The 23,355-nt window shown below is 66.6% G+C and carries 23 protein-coding genes; 12 read left to right on the top strand and 11 right to left on the bottom strand.

Annotated features, from left to right (window positions below):
* Positions 1 to 6: 6 nt before the first annotated feature.
* The 5 genes from lpxK to M9H71_RS07160 form a co-directional block, all read right to left on the bottom strand.
* A complete protein-coding gene (gene lpxK / locus M9H71_RS07180; RefSeq protein ID WP_455404367.1) occupies positions 7 to 1,029 on the bottom strand; it encodes a tetraacyldisaccharide 4'-kinase in 1,023 nt (340 codons plus the stop codon).
* Positions 1,022 to 2,326, bottom strand: coding sequence for a 3-deoxy-D-manno-octulosonic acid transferase (locus M9H71_RS07175; protein ID WP_455404366.1), 1,305 nt, complete (start codon positions 2,324 to 2,326; stop codon positions 1,022 to 1,024). Before M9H71_RS07175 ends, lpxK begins: the two co-directional genes overlap by 8 nt.
* Before the next feature lie 69 nt (positions 2,327 to 2,395).
* A complete protein-coding gene (locus tag M9H71_RS07170; RefSeq protein WP_164604859.1) occupies positions 2,396 to 2,644 on the bottom strand; it encodes a DUF4170 domain-containing protein in 249 nt (82 codons plus the stop codon).
* Between the two features lie 43 nt (positions 2,645 to 2,687).
* Positions 2,688 to 3,497 carry a 3'(2'),5'-bisphosphate nucleotidase CysQ gene (locus M9H71_RS07165; protein WP_455404365.1) on the bottom strand — a complete coding sequence of 270 codons (810 nt, stop codon included), beginning with the start codon at positions 3,495 to 3,497 and terminating at the stop codon, positions 2,688 to 2,690.
* Positions 3,484 to 4,881 (bottom strand): TldD/PmbA family protein, encoded by a 1,398-nt coding sequence (locus M9H71_RS07160; protein ID WP_455404364.1) that lies wholly within the window; start codon positions 4,879 to 4,881, stop codon positions 3,484 to 3,486. The genes M9H71_RS07165 and M9H71_RS07160 overlap by 14 nt, the downstream gene beginning before the upstream one ends.
* A gap of 299 nt (positions 4,882 to 5,180) precedes the next feature.
* On the opposite strand from M9H71_RS07160, the gene M9H71_RS07155 reads away from it, so the two are divergent.
* Entirely contained in the window at positions 5,181 to 5,705 is a 525-nt protein-coding gene (locus tag M9H71_RS07155; protein WP_012494859.1) for a DUF6101 family protein, read from the top strand.
* A gap of 36 nt (positions 5,706 to 5,741) precedes the next feature.
* Here M9H71_RS07155 and ubiA read toward each other — a convergent pair whose 3' ends face one another.
* Complete coding sequence (ubiA, locus tag M9H71_RS07150) at positions 5,742 to 6,692, bottom strand: 4-hydroxybenzoate octaprenyltransferase (protein WP_012494858.1); 951 nt, start codon at positions 6,690 to 6,692, stop codon at positions 5,742 to 5,744.
* Positions 6,689 to 7,393, bottom strand: a complete 705-nt coding sequence (locus M9H71_RS07145) for a hypothetical protein (RefSeq protein WP_455404363.1) — start codon at positions 7,391 to 7,393, stop codon at positions 6,689 to 6,691. Before M9H71_RS07145 ends, ubiA begins: the two co-directional genes overlap by 4 nt.
* Before the next feature lie 194 nt (positions 7,394 to 7,587).
* Between M9H71_RS07145 and M9H71_RS07140 the strand changes: the two genes are divergently transcribed.
* From M9H71_RS07140 to M9H71_RS07115, 6 genes are all read left to right on the top strand, one after another.
* Positions 7,588 to 8,343, top strand: coding sequence for a 16S rRNA (uracil(1498)-N(3))-methyltransferase (locus tag M9H71_RS07140; RefSeq protein ID WP_455404362.1), 756 nt, complete (start codon positions 7,588 to 7,590; stop codon positions 8,341 to 8,343).
* Between the two features lie 143 nt (positions 8,344 to 8,486).
* The gene (locus M9H71_RS07135; RefSeq protein ID WP_455404361.1) at positions 8,487 to 9,635 is read left to right on the top strand and encodes an ATP phosphoribosyltransferase regulatory subunit; all 1,149 of its coding nucleotides are present in this window, start codon (positions 8,487 to 8,489) and stop codon (positions 9,633 to 9,635) included.
* Positions 9,632 to 10,609 (top strand): ATP phosphoribosyltransferase, encoded by a 978-nt coding sequence (hisG, locus tag M9H71_RS07130; RefSeq protein ID WP_455404360.1) that lies wholly within the window; start codon positions 9,632 to 9,634, stop codon positions 10,607 to 10,609. Before M9H71_RS07135 ends, hisG begins: the two co-directional genes overlap by 4 nt.
* Positions 10,610 to 10,702: 93 nt before the next feature.
* Positions 10,703 to 11,749: a glycosyltransferase family 2 protein gene (locus tag M9H71_RS07125; RefSeq protein ID WP_455404359.1), complete on the top strand. Its 1,047-nt coding sequence runs from the start codon at positions 10,703 to 10,705 to the stop codon at positions 11,747 to 11,749.
* On the top strand, positions 11,746 to 12,639 hold the full coding sequence (locus tag M9H71_RS07120; protein ID WP_455404358.1) for a ChbG/HpnK family deacetylase: 894 nt from the start codon (positions 11,746 to 11,748) through the stop codon (positions 12,637 to 12,639). Before M9H71_RS07125 ends, M9H71_RS07120 begins: the two co-directional genes overlap by 4 nt.
* A 116-nt stretch (positions 12,640 to 12,755) precedes the next feature.
* Positions 12,756 to 13,592: a DUF2076 domain-containing protein gene (locus tag M9H71_RS07115; protein WP_455404357.1), complete on the top strand. Its 837-nt coding sequence runs from the start codon at positions 12,756 to 12,758 to the stop codon at positions 13,590 to 13,592.
* 83 nt (positions 13,593 to 13,675) lie between these two features.
* Here M9H71_RS07115 and M9H71_RS07110 read toward each other — a convergent pair whose 3' ends face one another.
* The gene (locus M9H71_RS07110) at positions 13,676 to 14,452 is read right to left on the bottom strand and encodes a L,D-transpeptidase (protein ID WP_455404356.1); all 777 of its coding nucleotides are present in this window, start codon (positions 14,450 to 14,452) and stop codon (positions 13,676 to 13,678) included.
* A gap of 295 nt (positions 14,453 to 14,747) precedes the next feature.
* Here M9H71_RS07110 and M9H71_RS07105 point away from each other — a divergent pair, with 295 nt between their 5' ends.
* Positions 14,748 to 15,536, top strand: coding sequence for a protein phosphatase CheZ (locus tag M9H71_RS07105; protein ID WP_455404355.1), 789 nt, complete (start codon positions 14,748 to 14,750; stop codon positions 15,534 to 15,536).
* Positions 15,537 to 15,551: 15 nt separating this feature from the next.
* Here M9H71_RS07105 and M9H71_RS07100 read toward each other — a convergent pair whose 3' ends face one another.
* Positions 15,552 to 16,760: an MFS transporter gene (locus M9H71_RS07100; protein ID WP_455404354.1), complete on the bottom strand. Its 1,209-nt coding sequence runs from the start codon at positions 16,758 to 16,760 to the stop codon at positions 15,552 to 15,554.
* A 47-nt stretch (positions 16,761 to 16,807) separates the two neighbouring features.
* Entirely contained in the window at positions 16,808 to 17,326 is a 519-nt protein-coding gene (locus M9H71_RS07095; protein WP_164604844.1) for a hypothetical protein, read from the bottom strand.
* 299 nt (positions 17,327 to 17,625) lie between these two features.
* Here M9H71_RS07095 and groES point away from each other — a divergent pair, with 299 nt between their 5' ends.
* From groES to M9H71_RS07075, 4 genes are all read left to right on the top strand, one after another.
* Positions 17,626 to 17,922 (top strand): co-chaperone GroES, encoded by a 297-nt coding sequence (gene groES / locus M9H71_RS07090; protein ID WP_013501087.1) that lies wholly within the window; start codon positions 17,626 to 17,628, stop codon positions 17,920 to 17,922.
* A gap of 39 nt (positions 17,923 to 17,961) precedes the next feature.
* A complete protein-coding gene (gene groL, locus M9H71_RS07085; RefSeq protein ID WP_164604843.1) occupies positions 17,962 to 19,608 on the top strand; it encodes a chaperonin GroEL in 1,647 nt (548 codons plus the stop codon).
* Between the two features lie 376 nt (positions 19,609 to 19,984).
* The gene (locus tag M9H71_RS07080; RefSeq protein WP_455404353.1) at positions 19,985 to 21,175 is read left to right on the top strand and encodes a hypothetical protein; all 1,191 of its coding nucleotides are present in this window, start codon (positions 19,985 to 19,987) and stop codon (positions 21,173 to 21,175) included.
* 106 nt (positions 21,176 to 21,281) lie between these two features.
* The gene (locus M9H71_RS07075; RefSeq protein WP_455404352.1) at positions 21,282 to 22,793 is read left to right on the top strand and encodes a phytoene desaturase family protein; all 1,512 of its coding nucleotides are present in this window, start codon (positions 21,282 to 21,284) and stop codon (positions 22,791 to 22,793) included.
* On the opposite strand, the gene M9H71_RS07070 is transcribed toward M9H71_RS07075, so the two are convergent.
* Positions 22,790 to 23,203 carry an META domain-containing protein gene (locus M9H71_RS07070; RefSeq protein ID WP_455404351.1) on the bottom strand — a complete coding sequence of 138 codons (414 nt, stop codon included), beginning with the start codon at positions 23,201 to 23,203 and terminating at the stop codon, positions 22,790 to 22,792. The two genes, M9H71_RS07075 and M9H71_RS07070, sit on opposite strands and share 4 nt — an antisense overlap.
* Positions 23,204 to 23,355 lie beyond the last annotated feature (152 nt).

Genomic DNA, 23,355 nt, shown 5'->3' with positions numbered 1-23,355 from the left:
AAGGCGTCAGCGCTGTCCGGCGAAGTCGGCGGCACGCGCGCGATTGAGGCGGTCGAGCAGGAACATCCGCAGCCTCGCCTCGTCGTCGAACACCAGCTTGACCGCGAATGGCACGATCGCCGCGCCGAGCGCATCGGAAGCCGGCCCGATCCGCGCCAGATCCTTCTCCGTCGTCACCAGCGTCAAGCCGTCGCGTGCGGCGGTCGCCACGAGATCCGCCAGCTCCTCGGCCGTGAACGGATGGTGATCGGCAAAGGCGCGCTGCGCCGCCACGTCCACCCCACTCGAGCGCAGTGTCGCGACGAACCGCGCTGGATCGCCGATGCCGGCGAACGCCAGCACGCGGCGTCCGCGTAACGCATCGACCGACGCCGCCTCCGGGACGAGCCGTGCCCGCAACACGACGCCGCCCCTGTCCGCGATCTTCGCCGCGATGCCATCGGCCGCCGCGCCGTCGCCGACGACCACCAGCGCATCGGTGCGAGAGAGCTGCAACGACAGCGGCGCGCGCAACGGTCCGGCGGGAAACACACTGCCGTTGCCGACGCCGCGATGGCCGTCGATGACGATCAGCGCCGCGTCCTTGATCAGCGCCGGGTTCTGAAAGCCGTCGTCCATCAGGATGACGCTCGCGCCCTGCGACGCCGCCAGCGCCGCGCCGTCGATGCGTTCGCGCGCGATCACCACCGGCACGCGCCCCGCCATCATCAGCGGCTCGTCACCGACATCGGCGGCGCCGTGCCGCGACGGATCGACCATCACCGGCCCGTGCAGCCGTCCGCCATAGCCGCGGCTCAGGACGACGGGGGTTTCACCGAATTCGCGTAGCAGCGCCGCCAGCGCGAGGGTCGTCGGCGTCTTGCCGGCACCGCCCATGTGGTAGTTGCCGACGCACAGCACCGGCACACCGACCGCGGTGCCGGCCTTCTGCATCCGCACTGCGGCGACGCCGCCGTAGATTGCGGCGATCGGCAGCAACAGGCGCGAAACCACGGAAGGAGGCCGGTGCCAGAAGCCCGGCTCACGCATCCGTAGCGCCCTGTTCGATCTGCAATTGCAGCAGATAGGGCTCGAGCGCCGCGATCGTGCGATCGAGCGCACCGCCGAGCCGATCGACGACTTTGGTCGCCGCCATGATCGAGATCTGCCGCGCGTCGTGGTTCGACAGCAGCGATCGGAGCCGCAGCACCAGTGCGTCGACATCCGCCGCGACGAACGCGCCTCCCTCGTCGTCCAGAGCGCGATAGACATCGGAGAAATTCGAAACGTGCGGACCGTGCACGACCGCCGAGCCGAGCTTCACCGCCTCGATCGGATTCTGGCCGCCGTGCTCGACCAGCGAACCGCCCATGAACACGATCGGCGCCAGACGGTAGAACAGCCCGAGTTCGCCCATGGTGTCGGCGATGTAGACCGCGGTCGCCGCCATCGGCTGCTGCTCGCGCGACCGCAGCGCCACAGGCAGGCCGGCAGCCTCGACGACGCCCGCGACCTGTTCGCCGCGATGCGGATGCCGCGGCACGATCACCGTGAGCAGTGTCGGGAAGGTGGTGGCGAGCTGGCGATGGGCTTCGACCAGCAGTTCCTCTTCGCCGGGATGCGTCGAAGCCGCGACGATCACCGGCCGGCCGCGGGTCACCGCGTGCAGCCGCTCGAGCCGTCCCGGATCGGCCGGCGGCGGAGCGACGTCCATCTTCAGATTGCCGGTGGTGATCACGCTCGGACAGCCGAGCGCGCTGAAGCGCTCGCCGTCGACGCGGGACTGCGCCAGGCAGATGTCGAACCGGCCGAGCAGCGCCCCGATCGTCGCCGAGGCCCGCTGCCAGCGCGGAAACGACCGCTGCGACATGCGGCCGTTGATCAGCACCATCGGCACCCGCCGCGCCGAAGCGGCGAGGATCAGGTTCGGCCACAAGTCGGATTCGATGAACAGCGCCAGATTCGGACGCCAGTGATCGAGGAAGCGCGCGACAAAGCGCGGCGCATCGTAAGGGATGAACTGGTGGATGATGTCGGGCGGAAACCGGTTCGCCACCACCTGCGCCGAGGTCAGCGTGCCGGAGGTGAGCAGGATGCGCAGGTTGAGCGCCCGGATGCGTTCGATCAGCCCGGCTGCGGCCAACACCTCGCCGACACTGGCGCCGTGGATCCACACCACCGGTCCGTGCGGCCGGACGTCGTTGCTCAGTCCGCGCCGTTCGCCGATCCGCGCCGGATCTTCCTTGCCCTGCTTCAGCCGCCGGCCGATCCACAGCGACGACAACGGTGCGGCAGCGGCCGTCAGCCTGCGATAGACGCGAAGCGTCATCGGAACCGGATCGACCATCAACGGCCCCGTCTGTCACCGCGAAGGTGACGCGCATTGTCGCGAAGCGGCATCGTCAACCTTGCGCGGTCAGTGCTGCGCGGATTTGGCTTCTTTTTCGGGATCGAGCAGTCGATGCAGATGAACGATGAAGTACCGCATGTGCGCATTATCGACCGTCTGATGCGCCCGGGCCTTCCATGCCGCGTAAGCCGCTGCGTAGTTCGGGTACACCCCGACGATGTCGACCTTGTCGAGATCGCGAAAGGTCACGTTCTCGAGGTCTTCCAACTCACCCCCAATTACGAGGTGGAGCAATTGTTGCGCATTGTCCGACATCAAACTTCCTCACTGCAGCGAACAGCTCTGCGCACGCTCGGGTTCATGGAGAGACGCGAAAATACTCGACGATACGGGCGTGACGATCAGACCCGGCAGCCACCAGCACCCCATGCGTGACCTCGGAGCGGTTGTACACGATCGTCTCACCCGTGAGAGTTGTCATTGTACCACCCGCTTCGTGCACGATCAAATCGGCCGCGGCAAGATCCCAATCGCGACTTTGCCCTCCTGCGAGTGCAACATCGACCTGACGGTCGGCAACCCGGCACAGCCTCAACGCCAGCGACCCGATCCGCGGCAGAATCTGCGCACTCGTCGGCAGCGCTAATCGCTCGATCAGCGGCTTCGGCCCGGCGACCTTTGCGCCTTCCATCGTGGTGCCGGTACTTGCCCGCAGTGCGGCACCGTTCAGCGTGGCACCTGCGTGGCGCGCCGCGAGAAACAATTCGCCGGATACGGGCGCAAACACTGCGGCCAGCACCGGCTTGCTGCCTGCGACCAGCGCCACCGAGACGCACCAATCTTCGCGCCCGGCCAGATAGGCCCGGGTGCCGTCGATCGGATCGACGATCCACACTCGGTCCTTGTCGAGCCGGGTGAGATCATCGGCACTCTCTTCCGACAACCAGCCGTAGTGCGGCGTCGCCGCCTGCAGCCGCGCACGAATCAATTCGTCGACCGCGATATCGGCTTCGGACACCGGCGAGGAAGCGCCCTTGGTCCAGGTCTTGAGCTCGGTGCGGAACATCGACATCGCCAACGCGCCGGCCTCGCGCACCGTATCGGCGAGCAGCGCCGCATCCTGCGGCGCGACGGCACTGTGCTTGGTATCAGGACTAGCGTCCGGCAATCGTCAGCCCCTCGATCCGCAGTGTCGGCGCGTTGACGCCGTAGCGGAAGGTCAGGTCGCTGGCCGGCGTCAGCGTCTTGTACATGTCGAGCAGGTGTCCCGCGATGGTGACTTCGCTCACCGCGTAGGTTCGTTCACCGTTTTCGATCCAGAACCCGGCGGCGCCGCGGCTGTAGTCGCCAGTCACGCCGTTAACGCCGGAACCGATCAGGTCGGTGACGTAGAAGCCCTGCTTGATGTCGGCGATCAGCTCGGTGGGGCTGAGCGGACCGGCTTCGAGATGCAGGTTGTAAGGTCCCGGCGACGGCGACGACGACACGCCGCGATGCGCGTGCCCCGTGGTCGTGAGACCGAGCTCGCGCGCCGTGGCGCAATCCAGCAGCCACGAGGTCAGCACGCCGTCGTCGACGATCGACAGCGGCTTGACCGCCACGCCCTCGGCGTCGAACGCCTGCGAGCGCAGGCCGCGCTTGCGCAGCGGATCGTCGACGATGCGGATGCCGTCCTTGAACAGCTTCTGGCCCAGACGGTCTTTGAGGAACGAGGTCTTGCGCGCGATCGAGGCGCCGTTGGCGGCGCCGACCAGATGGCCGACCAGCGAGCCCGCGACGCGCGGATCGAACACCACCGGCACCTTGCAGGTTTCAACCTTGCGCGGCCCCACCCTTGCCGCGGTGCGCTCGCCGGCAACGCGGCCGACTTCCTCGGGCGACATCAGGTCGGCGGCGTGCGGCGCCGTGGTGTACTCGTAGTCCCGCTCCATGCCGGTGCCATCGCCCGCGATCGCGGTCATCGAGATGCTCTGGCTGGAACGCAGGAACGCGCCGTGGAAACCTGTGGACGTTACCAGCACCATGCCGCCGATCCCCGAGGACGCCGAAGCGCCACCCGATTTGGAGATCCCTGGAACCTGGAGCGCCGCAGCCTCGGCGGCGCGCGCACGACGCTCCAGCTCGGCCGTCGACGGGGTGTGCGGATCGAGCAGATCGAGATCCGGAAAATCGCGCGCGAGCAGTTCCGGGTCGGCCAGACCGACATATTTGTCGTCCGGCGCCACACGCGCCATCGCCACCGCCCGCTCGGCCAGCTTGGCGACCGCATCACCGCTGATGTCGTTGGTAGACACGACCGCCTGGCGGCGACCGACGATCACCCGCAGCCCGACATCATCGCCTTCCGAGCGTTCAGATTCCTGCATCCGCCCGTCGCGCACTTCGACGCCGTGCGACACGCCGCGCACCGCCACCGCGTCGGCCTGATCGGCGCCGGCGCGCCGCGCCGCCTCGACCAGACGCTGTGCCAGATCGCTCAGAGCCGACTGATCGAACAAAGCGGAATCCACAGGGGGCGAAGCCGGCGAGCGTGCGCTTGGTGAAGAGTTCACAAATACAATTCCTAAGGCTGGAAGTAACGACGCGGGGGGCAGCGACCTTCGCTACGAACATCACAGATGTGCCTGTTCGGCGCGGACTTCAAGCACTTTGGACCGCACCGGAACAAATCAATTTCGAAGCCGAGCGCAAGATTGCGTCAATCATGTCGGCCAAGGTTCTGTCAATCATGAGCGGCGAAGCAGCCGGGGTCAGTTTCGATTAACCAGCCTTATTAAGCGAATTCGGACCGGGCTCTGGCAAGCTCTCTCGCATCGACCGGGAACATAATTCCGGCGGGGAGATCAAAGCCGTGAGGCGTCAAACAGCAACAGGCGGGGCCAACCTCGCCGGGTCGAGCCGCAACTTGCGGCTCGACCCTCTCTCACTGCCGATCCGCTTCGACGCGCACGATGTGCGCGCCGATGGTGGCATTCGGCAAATCGAACTACATCGCGAGCGGGTGGTGCTACGCCGCGCGGTCGCCGGCATGCGAATGGCGGTGAACGTCAGCGTCAGCGACTTCCGCGGCATCGGCTGCCGAGGTCTGGACGACGGCCGGATGCTGATGCTGGTGCATCGCGATCCGTCACTGTCGATCCCACTCGGGATCAGCGACGATGCCGAGGAGATCGACCGGATGTGGGCACTGTGGAGCGAGATCTTCGGATTGCCGCAGCTTCCCGAAGACAAGCAGCGCGAGCCGGCACAGCGCCGCCGCCGCCGTCATGTGATCAGCAAGCGGCGTCCGCGGTTTCTGATGCGCCGACGCGTCGGCCGCCTGCTCGACACACCGAAGAGCTTCGCCGGCGAACGCGAGATCATCGCGCGCAACTAATCACGATTGGATGAGAGAGCCGGGCGTCGCCCGGCCTCACGCCATACTACGTGAGACCGCGTCTGCCACCAGACCGCCGAACAGCAGCAGGCCGGCATCACGGTTCGACTTGAACAGCTTCAGGCACAGCGGGCTGTCGTGGATGTCGAGCCGCACGATCTGCTGTACCAGATGTGCCGCGAACGCAGCCAAGCCGACCCAGGCGAGCCAGCCGGCATCGGCCAGCTTCAGCGCCACGCCGATCAGGCTCACGGCCAAGCCGAACAGCAGCACCAGCGCGAGCTTGGTGTTTTCGCCGAACAGCAGCGCAGTCGACTTGATTCCGACCATCAGGTCGTCTTCGGCGTCCTGATGCGCGTACACCGTATCGTAGCCGATCACCCAGGCAATCGAACCGGCGTAGAGCACGAAAGCCACCAGATCGAGCCGCTCGAAAGTGCCGGCAAAGCCCATTAGCGCGCCCCAAGAGAACGCGAGCCCGAGCACAAATTGCGGCCAATAGGTGATCCGCTTCATGAACGGATAGGCCGCCACGATGATCAGCGACGCGATACCGGTGGCGATCGCAAAGCTGTTGAACTGCAGCAGCACGATGAGGCCGGTCAAACACAGCAGCACCATGAACACCGCGGCCTGCTTGGCGGTGACCTGCCCCGCCGGAATCGGCCGCGAACGGGTGCGCTCGACCTTGTCGTCGAGATCGCGGTCGGTGATGTCGTTCCAGGTGCAGCCGGCGCCGCGCATCACGAACGAGCCGATGAAGAACAACGCGCAGAACAGCGGCAGGCGACTGAGGTCGTGGGCCATGCCGGCGGCGAGCGCCGCCGACCACAGGCACGGCATCAGCAGCAGCCAGGAGCCGATCGGGCGATCGAACCGCGCCAGCCGCAGATATGGCCGTGTCCACAGCGGCGCATGGTTGTCGACCCAGTTGCCTGTCGAGTCGGCGACCCGCCCGGCCGCGCCGCTGGCCGGAATCCCGCTCATCGCGACAGCACGTTGCCGTTGAGCGTGTCGAAGGTGGTGCCGCCGAACTTCTTGGCCGAGGTGTTCACCTCCGGCGCAGCGGTCGACGAGCCGAGCACATCGGCAAAGCTCGGTCCGGCCGGGCCGCGCTGCTGCTGCTGCTCGGCGATGTTGCAGACCTGCTTCTGCATCTGCTCGGTCCTCTTATGGCCGGTCTTGAGCTGATCGGCGATTTCGTTCGGAATGCCGCAGCGCTTGGCGTTGCCGACGACGTATTTGATCATCGCAACTTCCGAACTGGAGAACGCGCCGATCAGCTTGCAGGCCTCCGCCGCCGGTGCCTTGCGCTTGCCGGCAGCCTGAATCGCCTGACCGCGCTTTTCGGCTTCTTTCCGCAGCTTGAGGAAGTCGTTCATGCAGGCTTCGCCGCCGGCCTGCTGGCCCATCGGCGCAGCGCCGGGCGGCGGACCGAATGCGCCACCGCCACCGGCGATCGGAGCCGCGCCCGCAGCCGGGAACGCTCCGCCCGAGCCGTTGACTGGGGGAAAAGCCGGGTCGTTGACGGTGCCGGCGGCCGACTGATTGGGCAGCGGCGCCGGAAACGGCGATGCGGCCGACTGGTTCGGCAATGGCGCGGGAAACGCGCTTTGGGCCAGCGCCGGCACGGCTTCAAAGACGAAAGCGGCGGCAACCGCTGGTACAATCAAACGTCGGATGATCAAGGCTGCTCCTCCGGCAAGGTTCGATGGTCCCCGTTGGCCCAATAACACGTCGAAAAGACAGACATGCGGGCCTTATTACGATTCCGGATCGCCCTTAACAACCCGCCGATTAGGGCGGCAGCACGGCGCTTCGTCCCACAGGCGGCTGATATTCTTGAAAAATTGGGCTAGAAGCGGCGCGTGAGACCCTGCCAATGAGCCGATACGACTTCCGCAGCCCCCGCCTTTTCGTCGATGCCGACCTCGCGTCCGGTACGCAGGTGCCGCTCGATCGCGATCAGGGCAATTACCTCGGCAACGTGCTGCGGCTCGGCGCCGGCGCCGCAGTACTGGCGTTCAATGGCCGCGACGGCGAGTGGCGCGCCACCATCCTCGGTCGCAAGCGACCCGAGGCGCTGGAGGTGGCAGACCAGACCCGGCCACAGGACCGTTTGCCGGACGTCGCCTATGTGTTCGCCCCGCTGAAACACGCCAGACTGGACTATATGGCTCAGAAAGCTGTGGAAATGGGCGCTGGCCGGCTGCAGCCCGTGCTCACCCAGCACACCCAGGTGCATCGGCTCAACACCGAGCGGATGCGTGCCAATGTGGTCGAAGCCGCCGAGCAATGCGGCATCCTCAGCCTCGCCGAGGTCGGCGAGCCGATCGGGCTGGACCGTTTCCTGGCCGGCCGTGCCGGCGGGGAGCGGCTGCTGGTGTTCTGCGACGAGGACGCCGAGATCTCCGATCCGGTCGCGGCGCTGCAGGCCGCGCGGAATGCGGCCGCCAAGGGCGTCGATCTGTTGGTCGGGCCGGAGGGCGGCTTTTCCACCGAGGAGCGCGCCCTGCTGCTGAAACAGCCCGACATCCTACGGCTGGCGCTCGGCCCGCGGATCATGCGGGCGGATACCGCAGCAGTCGCAGCCCTGACGCTGGTTCAAGCGGTGATGGGCGATTGGAAGGGTAATTAGGTAATGTTCGACCATTGGCGCCCCCGCCTCGCCGGCCACCCGGCGGATGACGGTCGAATCTGTCATCCACCCGTGTTAAGGGCTGCGCCGACCAACGTTTTCTGTTCCACCCTCCCTGCCCGGGACCGCAGGACTGACCGATCATGATCAAGACCGCCGCCGCTCGCGCGACCGGATCCGCCGCGTGGGCGGAGGCGCTGCTGCAATCCTTCGCCGAGGCCGGCTATGCCCAGGCCACGCCCCCGATCCTGCAGCCCGCCGAACCATTCCTCGACCTGTCGGGCGAGGACATCCGCAAAAGCCTCTACCTGACCACCGACGCCAGCGGCGAGGAGCTGTGCCTGCGCCCCGATCTGACGATCCCGGTGGCGCGCGACTACCTCGCATCACAGGCCGCCGGGCAACCGCTCGGCTTCTGCTATCTCGGGCCGGTGTTCCGCCAGCGCGGCGGCAAGCCGAGTGAATTCCTGCAGGCCGGGATCGAGCTGTTCGGCCGGCAGGACCGCGCCGCGGCCGATGCCGAAATGCTGGCGCTGGCGCTCGGCGCCACCGTCGCGCTCGGCGCCGGCGAGGTCGATGTCCGGACCGGCGACGTCGCACTGTTCGCGGCGCTGATCGACGCGCTCGACCTGATGCCGGTGTGGCGGCGGCGGCTGATGAAGGACTTCCACCGCAAGGCCAGCCTGGCGCAGGATCTGGAGCGGCTGACGCTGGCGCCTTCGACCAGCAACGAATACGAGGGCGTGCTTGCCGCGCTCGCCGGCTCCGACCGCAAGGCGGCGCTGGCGCTGGTCACCGACCTGATGTCGATCGCCGGCGCGACCAACCTCGGAGGCCGCTCGGTCGCCGAGATCGCCGACCGCTTCCTCGAACAATCGACCCTGAAGAGCGGCGCGCTGCCGCGCGACGCGCTCGACAAGATCAAGCGCTTCCTCGCCATCAGCGGCGCCCCGAACGAGGCGCTGAAGGCGCTGCGCGCGCTCGCCGCCGACGCCAAGCTGGCGATCGATTCCGCGATCGATCAGTTCGAAGCGCGGATCGGCTTCATGGCCGACCGCGGCATCGACCTCGGCAAGGTCCGGTTCTCCACCGCCTTCGGCCGCGGCGTCGATTACTACACCGGCTTCGAATTCGAGGTGCACCGCGCCGGCAACGGCGACGAGCCGCTGGTCGCCGGCGGCCGCTACGACGGGCTGATGAGCCAGCTCGGCGCCGCCTCGCCGATCCCCGCGGTCGGCTTCTCGATCTGGATCGAGGCGATGAAACAGACCAGCGCCGGAGGTGCCGCATGAGCGCGCCGTTCGTTCTCGCGGTTCCGTCCAAGGGCCGCCTGCAGGAAAACGCCGAAGCGTTCTTCGCCCGCGCCGGGCTGACGCTGAGCAAGTCGGGCGGTGCGCGCGATTATCGCGGCACCATTGCGGGCCTCGACAATCTCGAGGTGGCGTATCTCTCGGCCAGCGAAATCGCCGCCAATCTCGCCCGCGGCTCGGTGCATTTCGGCGTCACCGGCGAAGATCTGGTCCGCGAGAGCATCACCGATGCCGACAAGCGGGTCCTGCTGATCGACGGCCTCGGCTTCGGCTACGCCAATGTGGTGGTCGCGGTGCCGCAGGCGTGGATCGACGTCCGCACCATGGCCGACCTTGACGACGTCACCACCGGTTTCCGCGCCCAGCATAACCGGCGGATGCGGGTCGCCACCAAGTACATCAACCTGACGCGCGGCTTCTTCGCGGCGCACAACGTCGTTGACTACCGCATTGTCGAAAGCGCCGGTGCCACCGAAGGCGCGCCTGCGGTCGGCACCGCCGAGATGATCGTCGACATCACCACCACTGGGGCGACGCTCGCCGCCAACGGCCTGAAGGTGCTCGACGACGGCGTGATGCTGCGCAGCCAAGCCAATCTCGTGGCCTCCCGCGAAGCCGACTGGAGCGAGGCGAACCGCGAAACCGCGCGCGTGATCCTCGATCACATCGCTTCGCGCGCCCGCGCCGGCAAGTACAAGGAAGTCCGCACCCGCTTCAAAGGCTGCAACGACGCGCTGCTCGCCGAAGCCCACAGCCGGTTCAGCGTGGTGTCGCCGTTCGGCGGCCCGACCTCGTCGGGCATGCTGACGCTGCACTGTCCGCCGGCGCAAATCTACGCGCTCGGCAGCTTCCTGCGGCAGCATGGCGCAGACACCGTGTCGGTGGCTGCGCTGGACTACGTGTTCGACAAGGAAAACCCGCTGTTCAGCAAACTTGCAGCGTTCCTGCAGCAATAATGCCGGCGCGCCGCGCCGTGGTGGCGTCGGCGTGCGGAACCACCATATAATCAGCAGCAGACAAACAAGGCGCGTGCGGGCCGGAAGCGATCGATGATGCTTGGGAGTGACGTCTCGGGTCTGTCCACCGAAGCGGGAGCCGCCGCGGCACAGGGCCTGTCCATCGTGGTTCCTGCCTACAACGAGGCGGGCGGGCTGCAGGCGCTGCACGGCCGGCTGATCACGCTCGCCGCCACGTTGCGGCAGCGCTACGGTCTCGCCTGCGAGGTGGTGTATGTCGACGACGGCAGCGCCGATACCACACTCAGCATCGCCCGCAATCTGCCGGCCACCATGCTCGACGTCCAGGTGGTGTCGCTGTCGCGCAATTTCGGCAAGGAAGCCGCGCTGATGGCCGGGCTCGACCATGCCCGCCGCGGCGCCGTTCTGTTCATGGACGGCGACGGCCAGCACGCCCCAGAACTGGTCGAAACGCTGGTGGCGCATTGGATCGACGACGGCTACGACGTCGTCTACACCGCCAAGGCCCATCGCGACAACGAACCGGCGCTGCGCCGCACCGCGGTGCGCGGATTCTACGCGCTGATCAATTGGGGGGCGCGGCAGAAGATCCCGGAAGACGCCGGCGACTTCCGTCTGCTGTCGCCGCGCGCCGCCCAGGCGCTGCGGCAGCTCCCCGAACGCAACCGCTTCTTCAAGGGCCTGGCGAGCTGGATCGGGTTCCGGCAGAAGCGGGTCGATTACGAACCCGAGCCGCGCTCGCACGGCTTCAGCACGTTCTCGACCGCGCGGCTGATCGGGCTGTCGATCGAGGGGCTGACCTCGTTCTCGGTGGCCCCCCTGCGGATCGCCAGCCTGCTCGGCGTCGCGCTGGCGATCAGCGCCTTCCTGTTCGGGCTGTCGATTCTCTGGGAGACCTGGATCGATGGAAAATCGGTGCCCGGCTATCCGTCGATCATCGTCGGGATGATGACGATCGGCGGCGTGCAGCTTCTGATGATCGGCATCGTCGGCGAGTACATCGGCAAGATCCTGTCCGAGATGAAAGCGCGGCCGATCTACTTCGTCGCCGAGCACACCGTGAAGCAGGCCGAGCCCGATGCAGGCGCCGATCCGGCGAAGCGGTCCGCGGCCGAATGAGCGAATCTGCCCAGCGCCGGATCTGGCTGGTCGCCGACGATTACGGCATAAGCCCCGGGGTCAACCGCGCGATCTGCGATCTGATCGAACGCGGTCGCATCAACGCCACCTCGGTGATGATGGTCGGCCCCGCGATCAGTCGCGACGACGCCGTCGCGCTGATGAACGCGGCTGCGGCAAATCCCAACGCCGCGATCGGACTGCACGCAACGCTGACTGCGCCGTTCGCGCCGCTGACGATGCATTATCAGCCGCTGAACGGCGGCCAGTTTCTGCCGCTCGGTCGCAAGCTGCGCGGCACGTTGCTGCGCCGCCATGACCGCCAGGTGATCACCACCGAACTGAGCGCACAGATCGAAGCCTTCACCGAACGGTTCGGCCGCACGCCCGACTACGTCGACGGGCACCAGCATGTGCAGTTGTTTCCGCAGGTGCGCGACGCGTTTCTCGGTGCGGTGAAGGCGCTGGCGCCGCAGGCCTGGGTGCGGCAGTGCGGGCGCAGCGTGCCGATGGCGCGGCGGCTAGGCAATCCGAAGCCGCTGCTGCTCGACGCGCTCAGCGCGACCTTCCGCGCGCGCGCGCGGGCCGCCGGCATCGGCTACAATCCGAGCTTCGCTGGCGCCTACGACTTCCTGCGCGAGACCGACTTCGACAAACTGATGGGATCGTTCCTCGATGACCTGTCGGACGGCGGGCTGGTGATGTGCCACCCCGGGATCGTCGACGAGACGCTGGTCGCGCTCGATCCGTTCACCGATCAGCGCGAACGCGAATACGCCTATCTGGGCTCGGATCGCTTCGCCGAACTACTGGCAATGCGTCAGGTCAGCCTGGCCGCCGCGCCACCGCAGGCCGCGACCGGAGCCGTTTTGTCTCCTACGGAAATTTAATCCGGGCACGGACTTACTGCCGCCCAAAGGTTCCCTAGATTTGACCACACCCGCGCCTGCGATCGCCGCCGGCGAGCGCCGGGGCGCAGGTTCGAGCGATGCTCAGGGAGGTCATGATGACACCGCAGGAACGCCAGCTTGTGGACGATCTGTTCGAACGGCTCGCCCGCCTCGAAGCCACCCCACGCGATCCCGAAGCGGCCGCAGCGATTTCGCAAGGACTGCGAATCGCGCCGAATGCGATCTACGGGCTGGTCCAGACGGTGCTGCTGCAGGACGAAGCGCTGAAGCGAGCCCACGAACGCATTCAGGAACTGGAATCCGATCAAGCGCCGCAGTCGCACGAGCGCGGCGGATTCCTGGATTCGATGCGCGACACCTTCTTCGGCCAAAGCCAGTCACCGCGTGGCTCGGTGCCGAACGTTCCAGCGCCCGGCACTGCCGGCCGACCGGCCTGGAACACCGGTCAGGTGATCGGCCAGCAATCCTCGGCACCACCTTATTCGCAAGCGCAACAAGGCCCCTATGGACAGCCGCCGCAAAGCGGACCGTTCGGCGGCGGATCGCCGATGGGCGGTGGCGGCGGATCGTTTCTCGGCACTGCGGCAGCGGCGGCAGCCGGCATGGTCGGCGGCTCGCTGCTGCTTTCCAGCATCCGCGGGATGATGGGCGGCGGATCGCATCAGAGCCTCGCCGACCAGAGCGGATTGGGCGGTGGCCTGCAGAGTCCGTGGGGCAGCAGCGACTCCTCCGGCGGCAACCTTGCGCAGCAGGCCGGCCTCGGCGACATCGGCTCGCAGAGCGGCGGCGTCAACGACGGCTCGCGCTACGGCATGATGGATCAGAACAACAACGACTATGACCAGGTCGCCGATGCCGGCTACGACCATGACGACATGGACATGGATTCCGACGACTTTGGCGGCGGCGGTGGCGACAGCGACTTCGCCTGACGCCTGCCGGCATCCGGCAATACGCAACGGCCGCCCAGTGGGCGGCCGTTGTCGTTCGATGCTCAGCTAATCGCGCGCGGCGCTCAGATCACCACCACCTTCGTTCCGACGCCGACGCGGCCGTACAGGTCGATGACATCCTGATTGCGCATCCGGATGCAGCCGGAGGAGACGTTGGTGCCGATCGTCCACGGCTCGTTCGAACCATGGATACGGTACAGCGATGAGCCGAGATACATCGCCCGGGCGCCGAGCGGATTGGCCGGCCCGCCTTCCATATGGCGCGGCAGATCGGGACGGCGCGCCAGCATTTCCTTCGGCGGCGTCCAGGCCGGCCATTCGCGCTTGGCGGTGATCGTCTTCACGCCCGACCAGGTGAAGCCGGGGCGGCCGACGCCGACGCCATAGCGCAGCGCCTTGCCGTCGCCCTGCACCAGATAGAGAAACTTGTTCGGGGTATCGATCACGATCGTGCCGGCTTTTTCGGCGCCATGGTAATCAACCAGTTGCTTTTCATAGCGCGGGTCGAACTCGGGGCGAGCGGGCTCGATCGCCGCCTCCTGCTCCGGCATCGATTGCGGGGCGGCCGGCAAGTACTCGGGACGCGCCTCGTAGGCCGGTTCTCGCCGGTAATAGCGCGAGGACGGCGGCGGCTCGCCATCGCTGAACAGGAACTCGATGAAGCCGCCGCCGAGATTCGAGCGCTCGGCGTAAGCGGCGCGCACCGGCGCCGGTCGCGGCGACGCATAGATCACTGCGGGCTCCGGTTCGGAAGAGAATTCCTGTGCGACGGCAGGATGATAACCGGCGGCGAGACAGGACACGCTGGTCAGCAATGCAAGGGTGGTTTTGGTGAACATCGACGTACTCTGCACTGTTTCGTCGTGGATGCGCCGAAGATGCGGCGGTGAACGCAACGGATCAGAAACCAAAACTGGATCGGTTTGGTAAACGCGGGGCAGGTTTCGATTCACCACGTCGCTGCCAGACGGCAATTCCCGTCGTCAGCGTTTATTTTCGATGAACGGCACTGGCTCATGGTTAACGCGGCGTGTGTGCGCGGCTGTTAGTTGAAACGAAGCCGGTTCCGGCGCTCAACCCGTCGTTAAAGAGATCGCTGTAGGAGGGGTTGGTAGCAACTCACGGGATCAGCCGATGTCACTTCCACGTAAGCGCTTTCGCATTGAAGAACTGACGCTAGGAGCAGCGCCGATGCTCGCACCGATCGAATTCGAGGCTGGCCCGACCAACCGTGACCTGATGGCCGAGCTGCGCGCGATCCGTGCTCAGATCGTCAACGGCGTGCACCCGGTCGCCGCCGGCGAGTCCGGCAGCAAGCAGGAGATCGATGCGTCGCTCGCCGCGGAGGCCGCGGAAGCCAAGGCGCTGCTCGCCAGCTACAAGGCGCAAGTCGAGCAGTGCGAGAAGCTGAAGGTCGAGCTCGACCTGATCCACAACGCGATCGACCAGACCAAGCGCGAGATCGCGGTGCTGCACTCCAAGAGCTTCAGCGGCGAAGAGATGGCCAAGGTCAACGGCGAACTCGGCGCAGTCGTCGGCGGCACCGAAGAAGCCACTCAGCAGATTTTGGAAGCCGCCGAAGCGATCGACCAGGCGGCGACCGCGCTCGGCAAGGTGAACTCGGCCGATCAGCAGCAGGCGCTGAGCGACGAGATCCAGGAGCGGGTGATCTCGATCTTCGAGGCCTGCAACTTCCAGGACCTCACCGGCCAGCGCATCAGCAAGGTGATGAATACGATGAAGTTCATCGAGCATCACATCGTGGCGATGATGGAGATCTGGGGCGGCGTCGACGAGATCAAGTCGCACGCACCGCCGGTGGTCGACACCCGGGACGACGACGCCAAGCTGCTCAACGGGCCCCGCGCGCTGGGCGAGAGCGGCCATGCCTCGCAGGACGACATCGACGCGCTGTTCAACTGATCCCAGGCTGACGCCTCAGCGCCGTTCCGCGGCGCGGGGCGGCTGCAGCGCCAGGAAACAGCCGAGCGCCGCGAGCGCGCAGACCATCCCGACCTCGACCACGGCGGCGTCGGAAAAGCGCTCGACCGCCGCGGCCACGATAAACGGCGCCGAAGCCTGCACGAACAGCGCCGGCCGCGCGATGCGGCCGATCACCCGTCCGTAGCCCTGCGGTCCGAACATCAGCAGCGGCAGACTGCCTCGCGCGATCGTCATCACGCCGTTGGCGGCGCCGAACGCGACGCAGAAGACCCCGGCGACCAGCACCGACGGTCCGGCGAACGCCAGCATCGCAAACGAGCACGCCATCAGCCCCACCGCCCCGCGTGCGATCCATAATGGATGGGTGCGACCGGCGAGCAGGAAGTCCGCGAGCCGGGCGACGACCTGGGACGGGCCGAACAGCGCGCCGAGCGTCACCACGGTTCCGGCATCCAGTCCGCCGCGCTGGAACATCGCCAGCAGATTCGACGTCACCCCCGACAGCATCAAGGCGTAGATCGCGAACGCGGTCGCGATCAGCACGAACGGCCGCCCTTCCGGACGCAGCGGTTCGGCCGGCATCAGATGCGAGGTCGGGCCCGGTGCCGTGGCCGCCGGCGCTGCCTTGCGCGGCAGCGCCAACCCATGCAGCGGCGCGACTACGCAGGCGAGCACGGCGGCAAAAGTGAAATAGGTGCCGCGCCAGCCCACGGTTTCGAGCAGCAGATGCGTCGCCGGCCACCCCACCGTCGAGGCGAAGCCGCCGGCAAAGGTGACGAAGGTGATCTGCCGACGCGCGGTGGCACCGAACAAACGGGCGAGCGTCGCGAATGCCGGATCGTACAGGTTGGTCGCCATCGCAACGCCGAGCAGCGCCCAGGCGATGAAGTACACCGGCCACAAGTCGGTGCTGGCGACCAGCACCATGCCGAGAGCGCCGGCGAGCGCGCCGGGCGCCATCACCAGATTGCCGCCGTGACGATCGATCAAGCCGCCGATGACCGGAGACAGGATCCCGGAAATCACCAGCGCCAGCGAAAACCCCGACATGCCGAACGCCAGCGACCAGCCGTGCGCCTTGGCGAGGTACGGCATGGTCAGCACCGGCGGATAGATCAGCATGCCCCAGCACAGGATCTGGGTGACCGCGAGAACGCCGACCGCGCGTTCCGGTCCGAGCGCAAGTCTCCGCAGCGCGGTCATGTCGTCATGGCGTCAGGTTCGACCCGATCTTGTTGGTTGCGGCAGGGTCAGGCGCGCGGGGCGCAGCGGACATAGACCATGTTGCCGTAGCGGGTGGCGGCGTCCTTGTCGACGAAGCGGGTGATCATCACCCGGCCGTCGAACGAGATCACCTCGCGATCCTGGTCGGTGATTGGACCAGCCGGACCGATATAGTTCTTGCCGCTCTGCGAGCCCTTCAACCGCAGTTCCTGCGGGGTCGCCTGGTCGGCCAGATGCATGATCACGCCCCCAGTCGGACCGGCGCCGATCACGTAAGGGTTCTTGCACTGTGCCAGCGCAGCCTTCTCGGTGCGGGCGCGATCGGACGGATTGAGATACGACGCCAGGCCCCAGCGACCGACAATCTCTTCCGAACGAATGGTGGCCGGCAGGTCCGGCGGGGGCGCCGGTTCCTGCACCGCAGCCGGCTGCGAACCGCCGAGGCTGAAGCCGCCTCCCATGCTGCCGCACGCGCCGAGACCGAGCGCCATCAGCGACGCCATACCCAGATTGAGCGACGCGCGTGCGTTGCGTGAATTGAACATGATTTCTCCCCGAGCGAACGCCCCGCGTGCCCCTTGCGCCAGACAACCGCAAAACGCCCCAGCAGGCAATGCGGTCACACCGTTCATGTCGGTGCCCCGGTCTGGCGGCCGGAGCATCTTACAGCGACATCACCAAGCTCTTAAGCCCTCAGCTTGACAGAACAAGCATCAAGCCATATTCCGAGCCCACAATTAGCACTCTCGAAGCACGACTGCCAACACGCGGACGCAACCCGAGCCGCGGATCACGAACAGGCACTCGAACACCGAGCCCCTTCAGTAACAGCACAGGACAGCCCATGGCTAAGCTCAATTTTCGTCCTCTCCATGACCGCGTGGTGGTGAAGCGCATCGACGCCGAAACCAAGACCAAGGGCGGCATCATCATCCCGGACTCCGCCAAGGAGAAGCCGCAGGAAGGTCAGGTCGTCGCCGTGGGCCCGGGCGGCCGCGACGAAACCGGCAAGCTGACCCCGATCGACGTCAAGGTCGGCGACCGCGTGCTGTTCGGGAAGTGGTCGGGCACCGAGATCAAGCTCGACGGCGAAGAACTCCTGATCATGAAGGAGTCGGACATCATGGGCGTGGTCGGCTGAGCCGCATCGCGACAGTATCGAGACATCAGGAGCGAATGAATGGCTGCTAAAGACGTGAAATTCTCCGGCGATGCCCGCGACCGCATGCTGCGCGGTGTCGACGTGCTCGCCAACGCCGTCAAGGTCACGCTCGGCCCGAAGGGCCGGAACGTGCTGATCGAGAAGAGCTTCGGCGCGCCGCGCATCACCAAGGACGGCGTTACCGTCGCCAAGGAAGTGGAGCTCGAGGACAAGTTCGAGAACATGGGCGCGCAGATGGTGCGCGAGGTGGCCTCGAAGACCAACGACCTCGCCGGCGACGGCACCACCACCGCCACCGTGCTGGCCCAGGCGATCGTCCGTGAGGGCGCCAAGGCCGTTGCGGCCGGCATGAATCCGATGGACCTGAAGCGCGGCATCGAGATCGCGGTCGCGGCCGTGGTCAAGGACATCCAGAAGCGCGCCAAGCCGGTCGCCTCTTCGGCTGAAATCGCCCAGGTCGGCACCATCTCGGCCAACGGCGACGCGCCGATCGGCAAGATGATCGCCCAGGCGATGCAGAAGGTCGGCAACGAAGGCGTCATCACGGTCGAAGAGAACAAGTCGCTCGATACCGAAGTCGACATCGTCGAAGGCATGAAGTTCGACCGCGGCTACCTGTCGCCCTACTTCGTGACCAACGCCGAGAAGATGACCGTCGAACTCGACGACGCCTACATCCTGCTGCACGAGAAGAAGCTCTCGGGCCTGCAGTCGATGCTGCCGGTGCTCGAAGCGGTGGTGCAGTCGGGCAAGCCGCTGCTGATCATCGCCGAGGACGTCGAAGGCGAAGCGCTCGCCACCCTGGTGGTCAACCGCCTGCGCGGCGGCCTCAAGGTTTCGGCCGTGAAGGCGCCGGGCTTCGGCGATCGCCGCAAGGCGATGCTGGAAGACATCGCGATCCTGACCGGCGGTCAGCTGATCTCGGAAGACCTCGGCATCAAGCTCGAGACCGTGACGCTGAAGATGCTCGGCCGCGCCAAGAAGGTGGTGATCGACAAGGAGAACACCACCATCGTCGGCGGCGCCGGCAAGAAGCCGGAGATCGAGGCCCGCGTGTCGCAGATCAAGGCGCAGATCGAGGAGACCTCCTCGGACTACGACCGTGAGAAGCTGCAGGAGCGTCTGGCCAAGCTCGCCGGCGGCGTCGCGGTGATCCGCGTCGGCGGCGCGACCGAGGTCGAGGTCAAGGAGAAGAAGGACCGTGTCGAGGACGCGCTCAACGCGACCCGCGCCGCGGTGCAGGAAGGCATCGTGCCGGGCGGCGGCGTCGCTCTGCTGCGCGCCAAGAAGGCCGTCGGCCGCATCAGCAACGACAATCCGGACGTCCAGGCCGGCATCAACATCGTGCTGAAGGCGCTCGAAGCTCCGATCCGCCAGATCTCCGAGAACGCCGGTGTCGAAGGCTCGATCGTGGTCGGCAAGATCCTCGAGAACAAAACCGAGACCTTCGGTTTCGACGCCCAGAGCGAAGAGTATGTCGACATGCTCGCCAAGGGCATCGTCGATCCGGCCAAGGTCGTGCGCACCGCGCTGCAGGACGCCTCCTCGGTCGCCTCGCTGCTGGTCACCACCGAAGCGATGGTCGCCGAGCTGCCGAAGGCCGAAGCCCCGATGGCGATGCCGCCGGGCGGTGGCATGGGCGGAATGGGCGGCATGGGCTTCTAAGCCCGGCTCTCTCGCACGCACTATCGATCACGCAAGGCCGCCTCCGGGCGGCCTTGTTTTTTTGGCGTAACGTCGGCGCTCCAATTCACAGGACGGCAGAGCACAGCGCCACGACACCCTCTCCCGTTATCGCCAGCGAAAGCGGGCGCCCCAGTATTCCAGAGCACCTCCGATGACCAACGAGCTCTCTGCGATACTGGATCCCCGCATGCGTGGGGATGACGGCTGTGTGTGCGGCACGGCGGCAGATTGCCGCCTCCGCCCCCTCCCCGCATGACTTTTGGCGAAGCGCAGGCGATCTGCTACTCAGGCCATCGTTCGGTCCAGTTCGAATCAAACAACACTCAAGACCTGACATCCTGCGAGGAATCATCCGATGCGCGCGCTCCTGATCAGCCTGCTGGCGCTGCTGCCAGCGACCGACCTTGCCTTGGCCCAGGGCAAGTCTGCCGCGAAAGCGACGCCGACGGCGACCGAGACCCGCTACTTCGCCAATCTCGACGGCTTCATCGACGGAGCCGATGTGGTGCTGAAGGAGACGAGGCAGGGCAAAAACGCGACATCGGCCGTGCTCGACGTGTGCTTCTCGCCGACCAAGGATTCCGATCGCAAGGAGCGCTTCGTCGTCAACCTGACGGCGAACGGCCAGAGCCTGACCGGTACCAGCCAGACGCTCGGCAGCAAGACCCCGGTATCGGTCAACCTGCAGCAGAAGCCGAACGGCGAGACCTTCGACTTCAAGGGCGTGGTCGGCATCGGAACCGCGACCCACGAGATCAATTCGACCGACAATTCCGACCTCAGCGAAAAGGAATTCGAGGAAACCCAATCGGCCGATGAGAGCATCGCTCAAGCGCCGAAGGACTTCACCGCAGTCTCTCCGGAAGCGGTCGGCGTCCGGGTCGCGCTCGAGGCCGCGTCGGACTTCCTCAAGACGCTGAAGACCGAGAACGTCGAAGTGTCTCTGTCCAGCCTCAGCATCGGCTGCGACGCGCTGCGGGCCGGCAAGTTGGTGATCAATCTCAGCGTCGACCCGGAACGCGCGGCCGCGGTGATCGCCAAGGCCAAGGCGTTTCCCGGCGTTTCGGCTGCAGGCTGGACCAACGGCGTCGTCGACATGGATCGAGCCATCCTGTTCCCGGCCGCCGGCTGGCGCGAGGGTGGCAAGATCGATCGCGCCAAGATCGCGTCCACGGTCACCGCAACGCTGGCGCAGACACTGGAGGCCAAGCTGGCCTCGGCCAATTGGGACGAGGTCACCGGCCGGCTGAAGATGACGTTCAAGCGGCCGAGCGACACCTTCCCGGCGCTGCAGCTCACCGAGGTCATTACTGTCGAAGCGCTCGTGAGCGCCGACAAGCCGGGCGGTAGCGACAAGCTGATGCTGTGGCTCAGCAGCCCGAGCGACACCACCGTCGACGAAAACACTCCGCCCCGGCTCAACCTGAACGACGACGCCACCGGCGAGGAAGAATCCGAACCGCGCAGCGACGGCGGCGCAGTCCCGGCACTGGCAAAGGAACTCAAGGGCCAGCGTTGGGATTCCGAGAGCTCGACCTGGCAATAGCGTCATCGCGATCGGCCCATCCGTCCGAGTGCTGGAACCGCGATTTGACATGCCGCTGCAATGCGGCAATGAAGCGCTTCCCGTTGACGGCAGGATGATCGACTGAATGACGCGCTTTGATGCAGTGGTAATTGGCGCCGGGCTCGGCGGCCTGACTGCGGGCGCGATCCTGGCCCGCGAAGGCCGCAAGGTGTTGGTGATCGAGCGCGGCAACTCGGTGGGCGGCGCGGCGTCGAGCTACAAGGCCGGCGAATTGTTTGTCGAAGGCTCACTGCATATTACCGGCAACCCGCAGCACGTCCGCGATCCGAAGCACCGCGCCTTGCTCCGCGCCGGCGTGCTCGACGCGGTACAGTGGATTCCGGCCGGCGCGCTGTATGAAATGCGCGGCGGCCCAGTCGGCGATCCGTTCACGCTCCCCGACGAATTCGCTGCCGCCCGCGACGCATTGATCCGCCGGTTTCCGAGCGCGAGCGCCGGAATAACGCAGTGGCTCGGCGACCTGGAACGGCTCGCCGGCACGCTCGGCGATGGCGGACTCGATGCGGTGATGGCACTCGCGCCGTCATTCCCGGATTGGCGGGCCTCGCTCGGTGAAAAACTACAGGCGCTGTTCGGCGACAACGAAGCCGTGAAGTTCGCGCTCGCGGGCAATCTGTCCTATGTGCACGACGATATCGCCGCGCTGTGGTGGGTGCCGTTCGCGATGGTGCAGGGCAGCTTCCTGCTCAGCGGCGCACGCTTCGTTCAGGGCGGCTCGCAAAGGCTGTCGAGTGCGCTGGCGCGGGCGGTCCGCAAGGCCGGCGGCGAAGTCTTGCTCCGTCGCACCGTCTCCGGCGTCGTGATGCAAGATCCCGGCGCAGCCCATCGCGTGACCCACACCATGCGCGACGGCAGCGACCCGCAGACCGTCGAAGCGAGCATCGTGATCGGCAATGCCGCACCGGCAACGCTGGCGAGCCAACTGCCCGAACACCAGGCGCAGCTCCTCACGGCCAGCTACGCGGAACGCGCACCGTCGCTGTCCCTGTTCGCGCTCACCCTCGGTCTGTCGAAGCCGCCGCGCGAATTCGGCGTCAGCAGCTACGCGACGCAATTGCTCCCGGACTGGATGACGACGCTGGCGTCCTATGCCGAGGCCAAGATGCTGATGGCCGACGAGCCGGGCGCGCGGATGCCGCCGCTGGCGATCGCCGACTACACGGCGATCGATTCCCGCGTACCGTCGCCGCCTTACGTGCTGTCGGTGGTCGGTCCGGATCGGGTAACGAACTGGGATGGCCTCGACCAGGACACCTATCGGGCCAAGCGCGGACGCTGGCAGCAAGCGCTGCTGGCCCATCTCGATCGCAGCTATCCCGGCCTCGCCGGTGCGGTGACCGCCGCAGCGTTCAACACCGCCTTCTCGGTGCAGCAATATCTCGGCGCCCCGCAGGGCGCGGTCTACGGCTTCGCGCCGCTGCTGCCGCAGTCCGATGCGCCCTACCGCTCGCCGCGCACCGCTTTGCCCGGCCTGTATCGCGCCTCCGCCTATGCTGGGATCGGCGGCTACAGCGGCGTGGTGCAGGCGGCGGCGGAATGCGCCGAGCTGATCCTGCAGGATCAGCCGCAGCGTTAATTCGTGTTGAGCCGGAACCGCAATGGCTGCGGACCGGCGAAGTTGACCACATCCCCCCGCCGGCTCCAGGTCGTCGCCGCCGCGAGCGCCGCGACCAGCGCGTCGTCCGCCTGAGCGCGATCCGGCGGACAATTGCGATCCTCAATCGTCCCCGGCACGAAGATCACGGTGTTGCCCGCGACCGAGAATTGCCCGGTGCCGCCTTTGCACCACAGCTCCAGCCGCACGCTGCCCTTGTCGTCGATTTCCAGATTCGGAATCCGTTTCGACCCCGGCTTCGGCGGCGCGTCCAGCGTCACCTCCAGGCCGAACGGGAATTCCTGGTCGGATTGCGCCGGCGCCGGAGAGGTCGCGGCGGACAGGATCGCCGCGCCGAGCACGGCAACTCGCATCAGGGAAAGGGTTCGCATCATACCTCGGCGATGGCTCGGGGCGCGCCGCGCTCGGGCTTGCGCGCGCGACGCTGAAGGTGGCGGACGAGCGGACCGAACGCCGCCCGCCCCGCCTCTGGCCCGCAGGCTATAGTGCGAACCACCCTGCCTTGACCAGACGGCCTTGCGCC

Source organism: Rhodopseudomonas parapalustris (genome assembly GCF_053772255.1).
The sequence above is the reverse complement of the archived record's forward strand: the minus strand, read 5'-3'. Positions and strand labels throughout refer to the sequence as shown.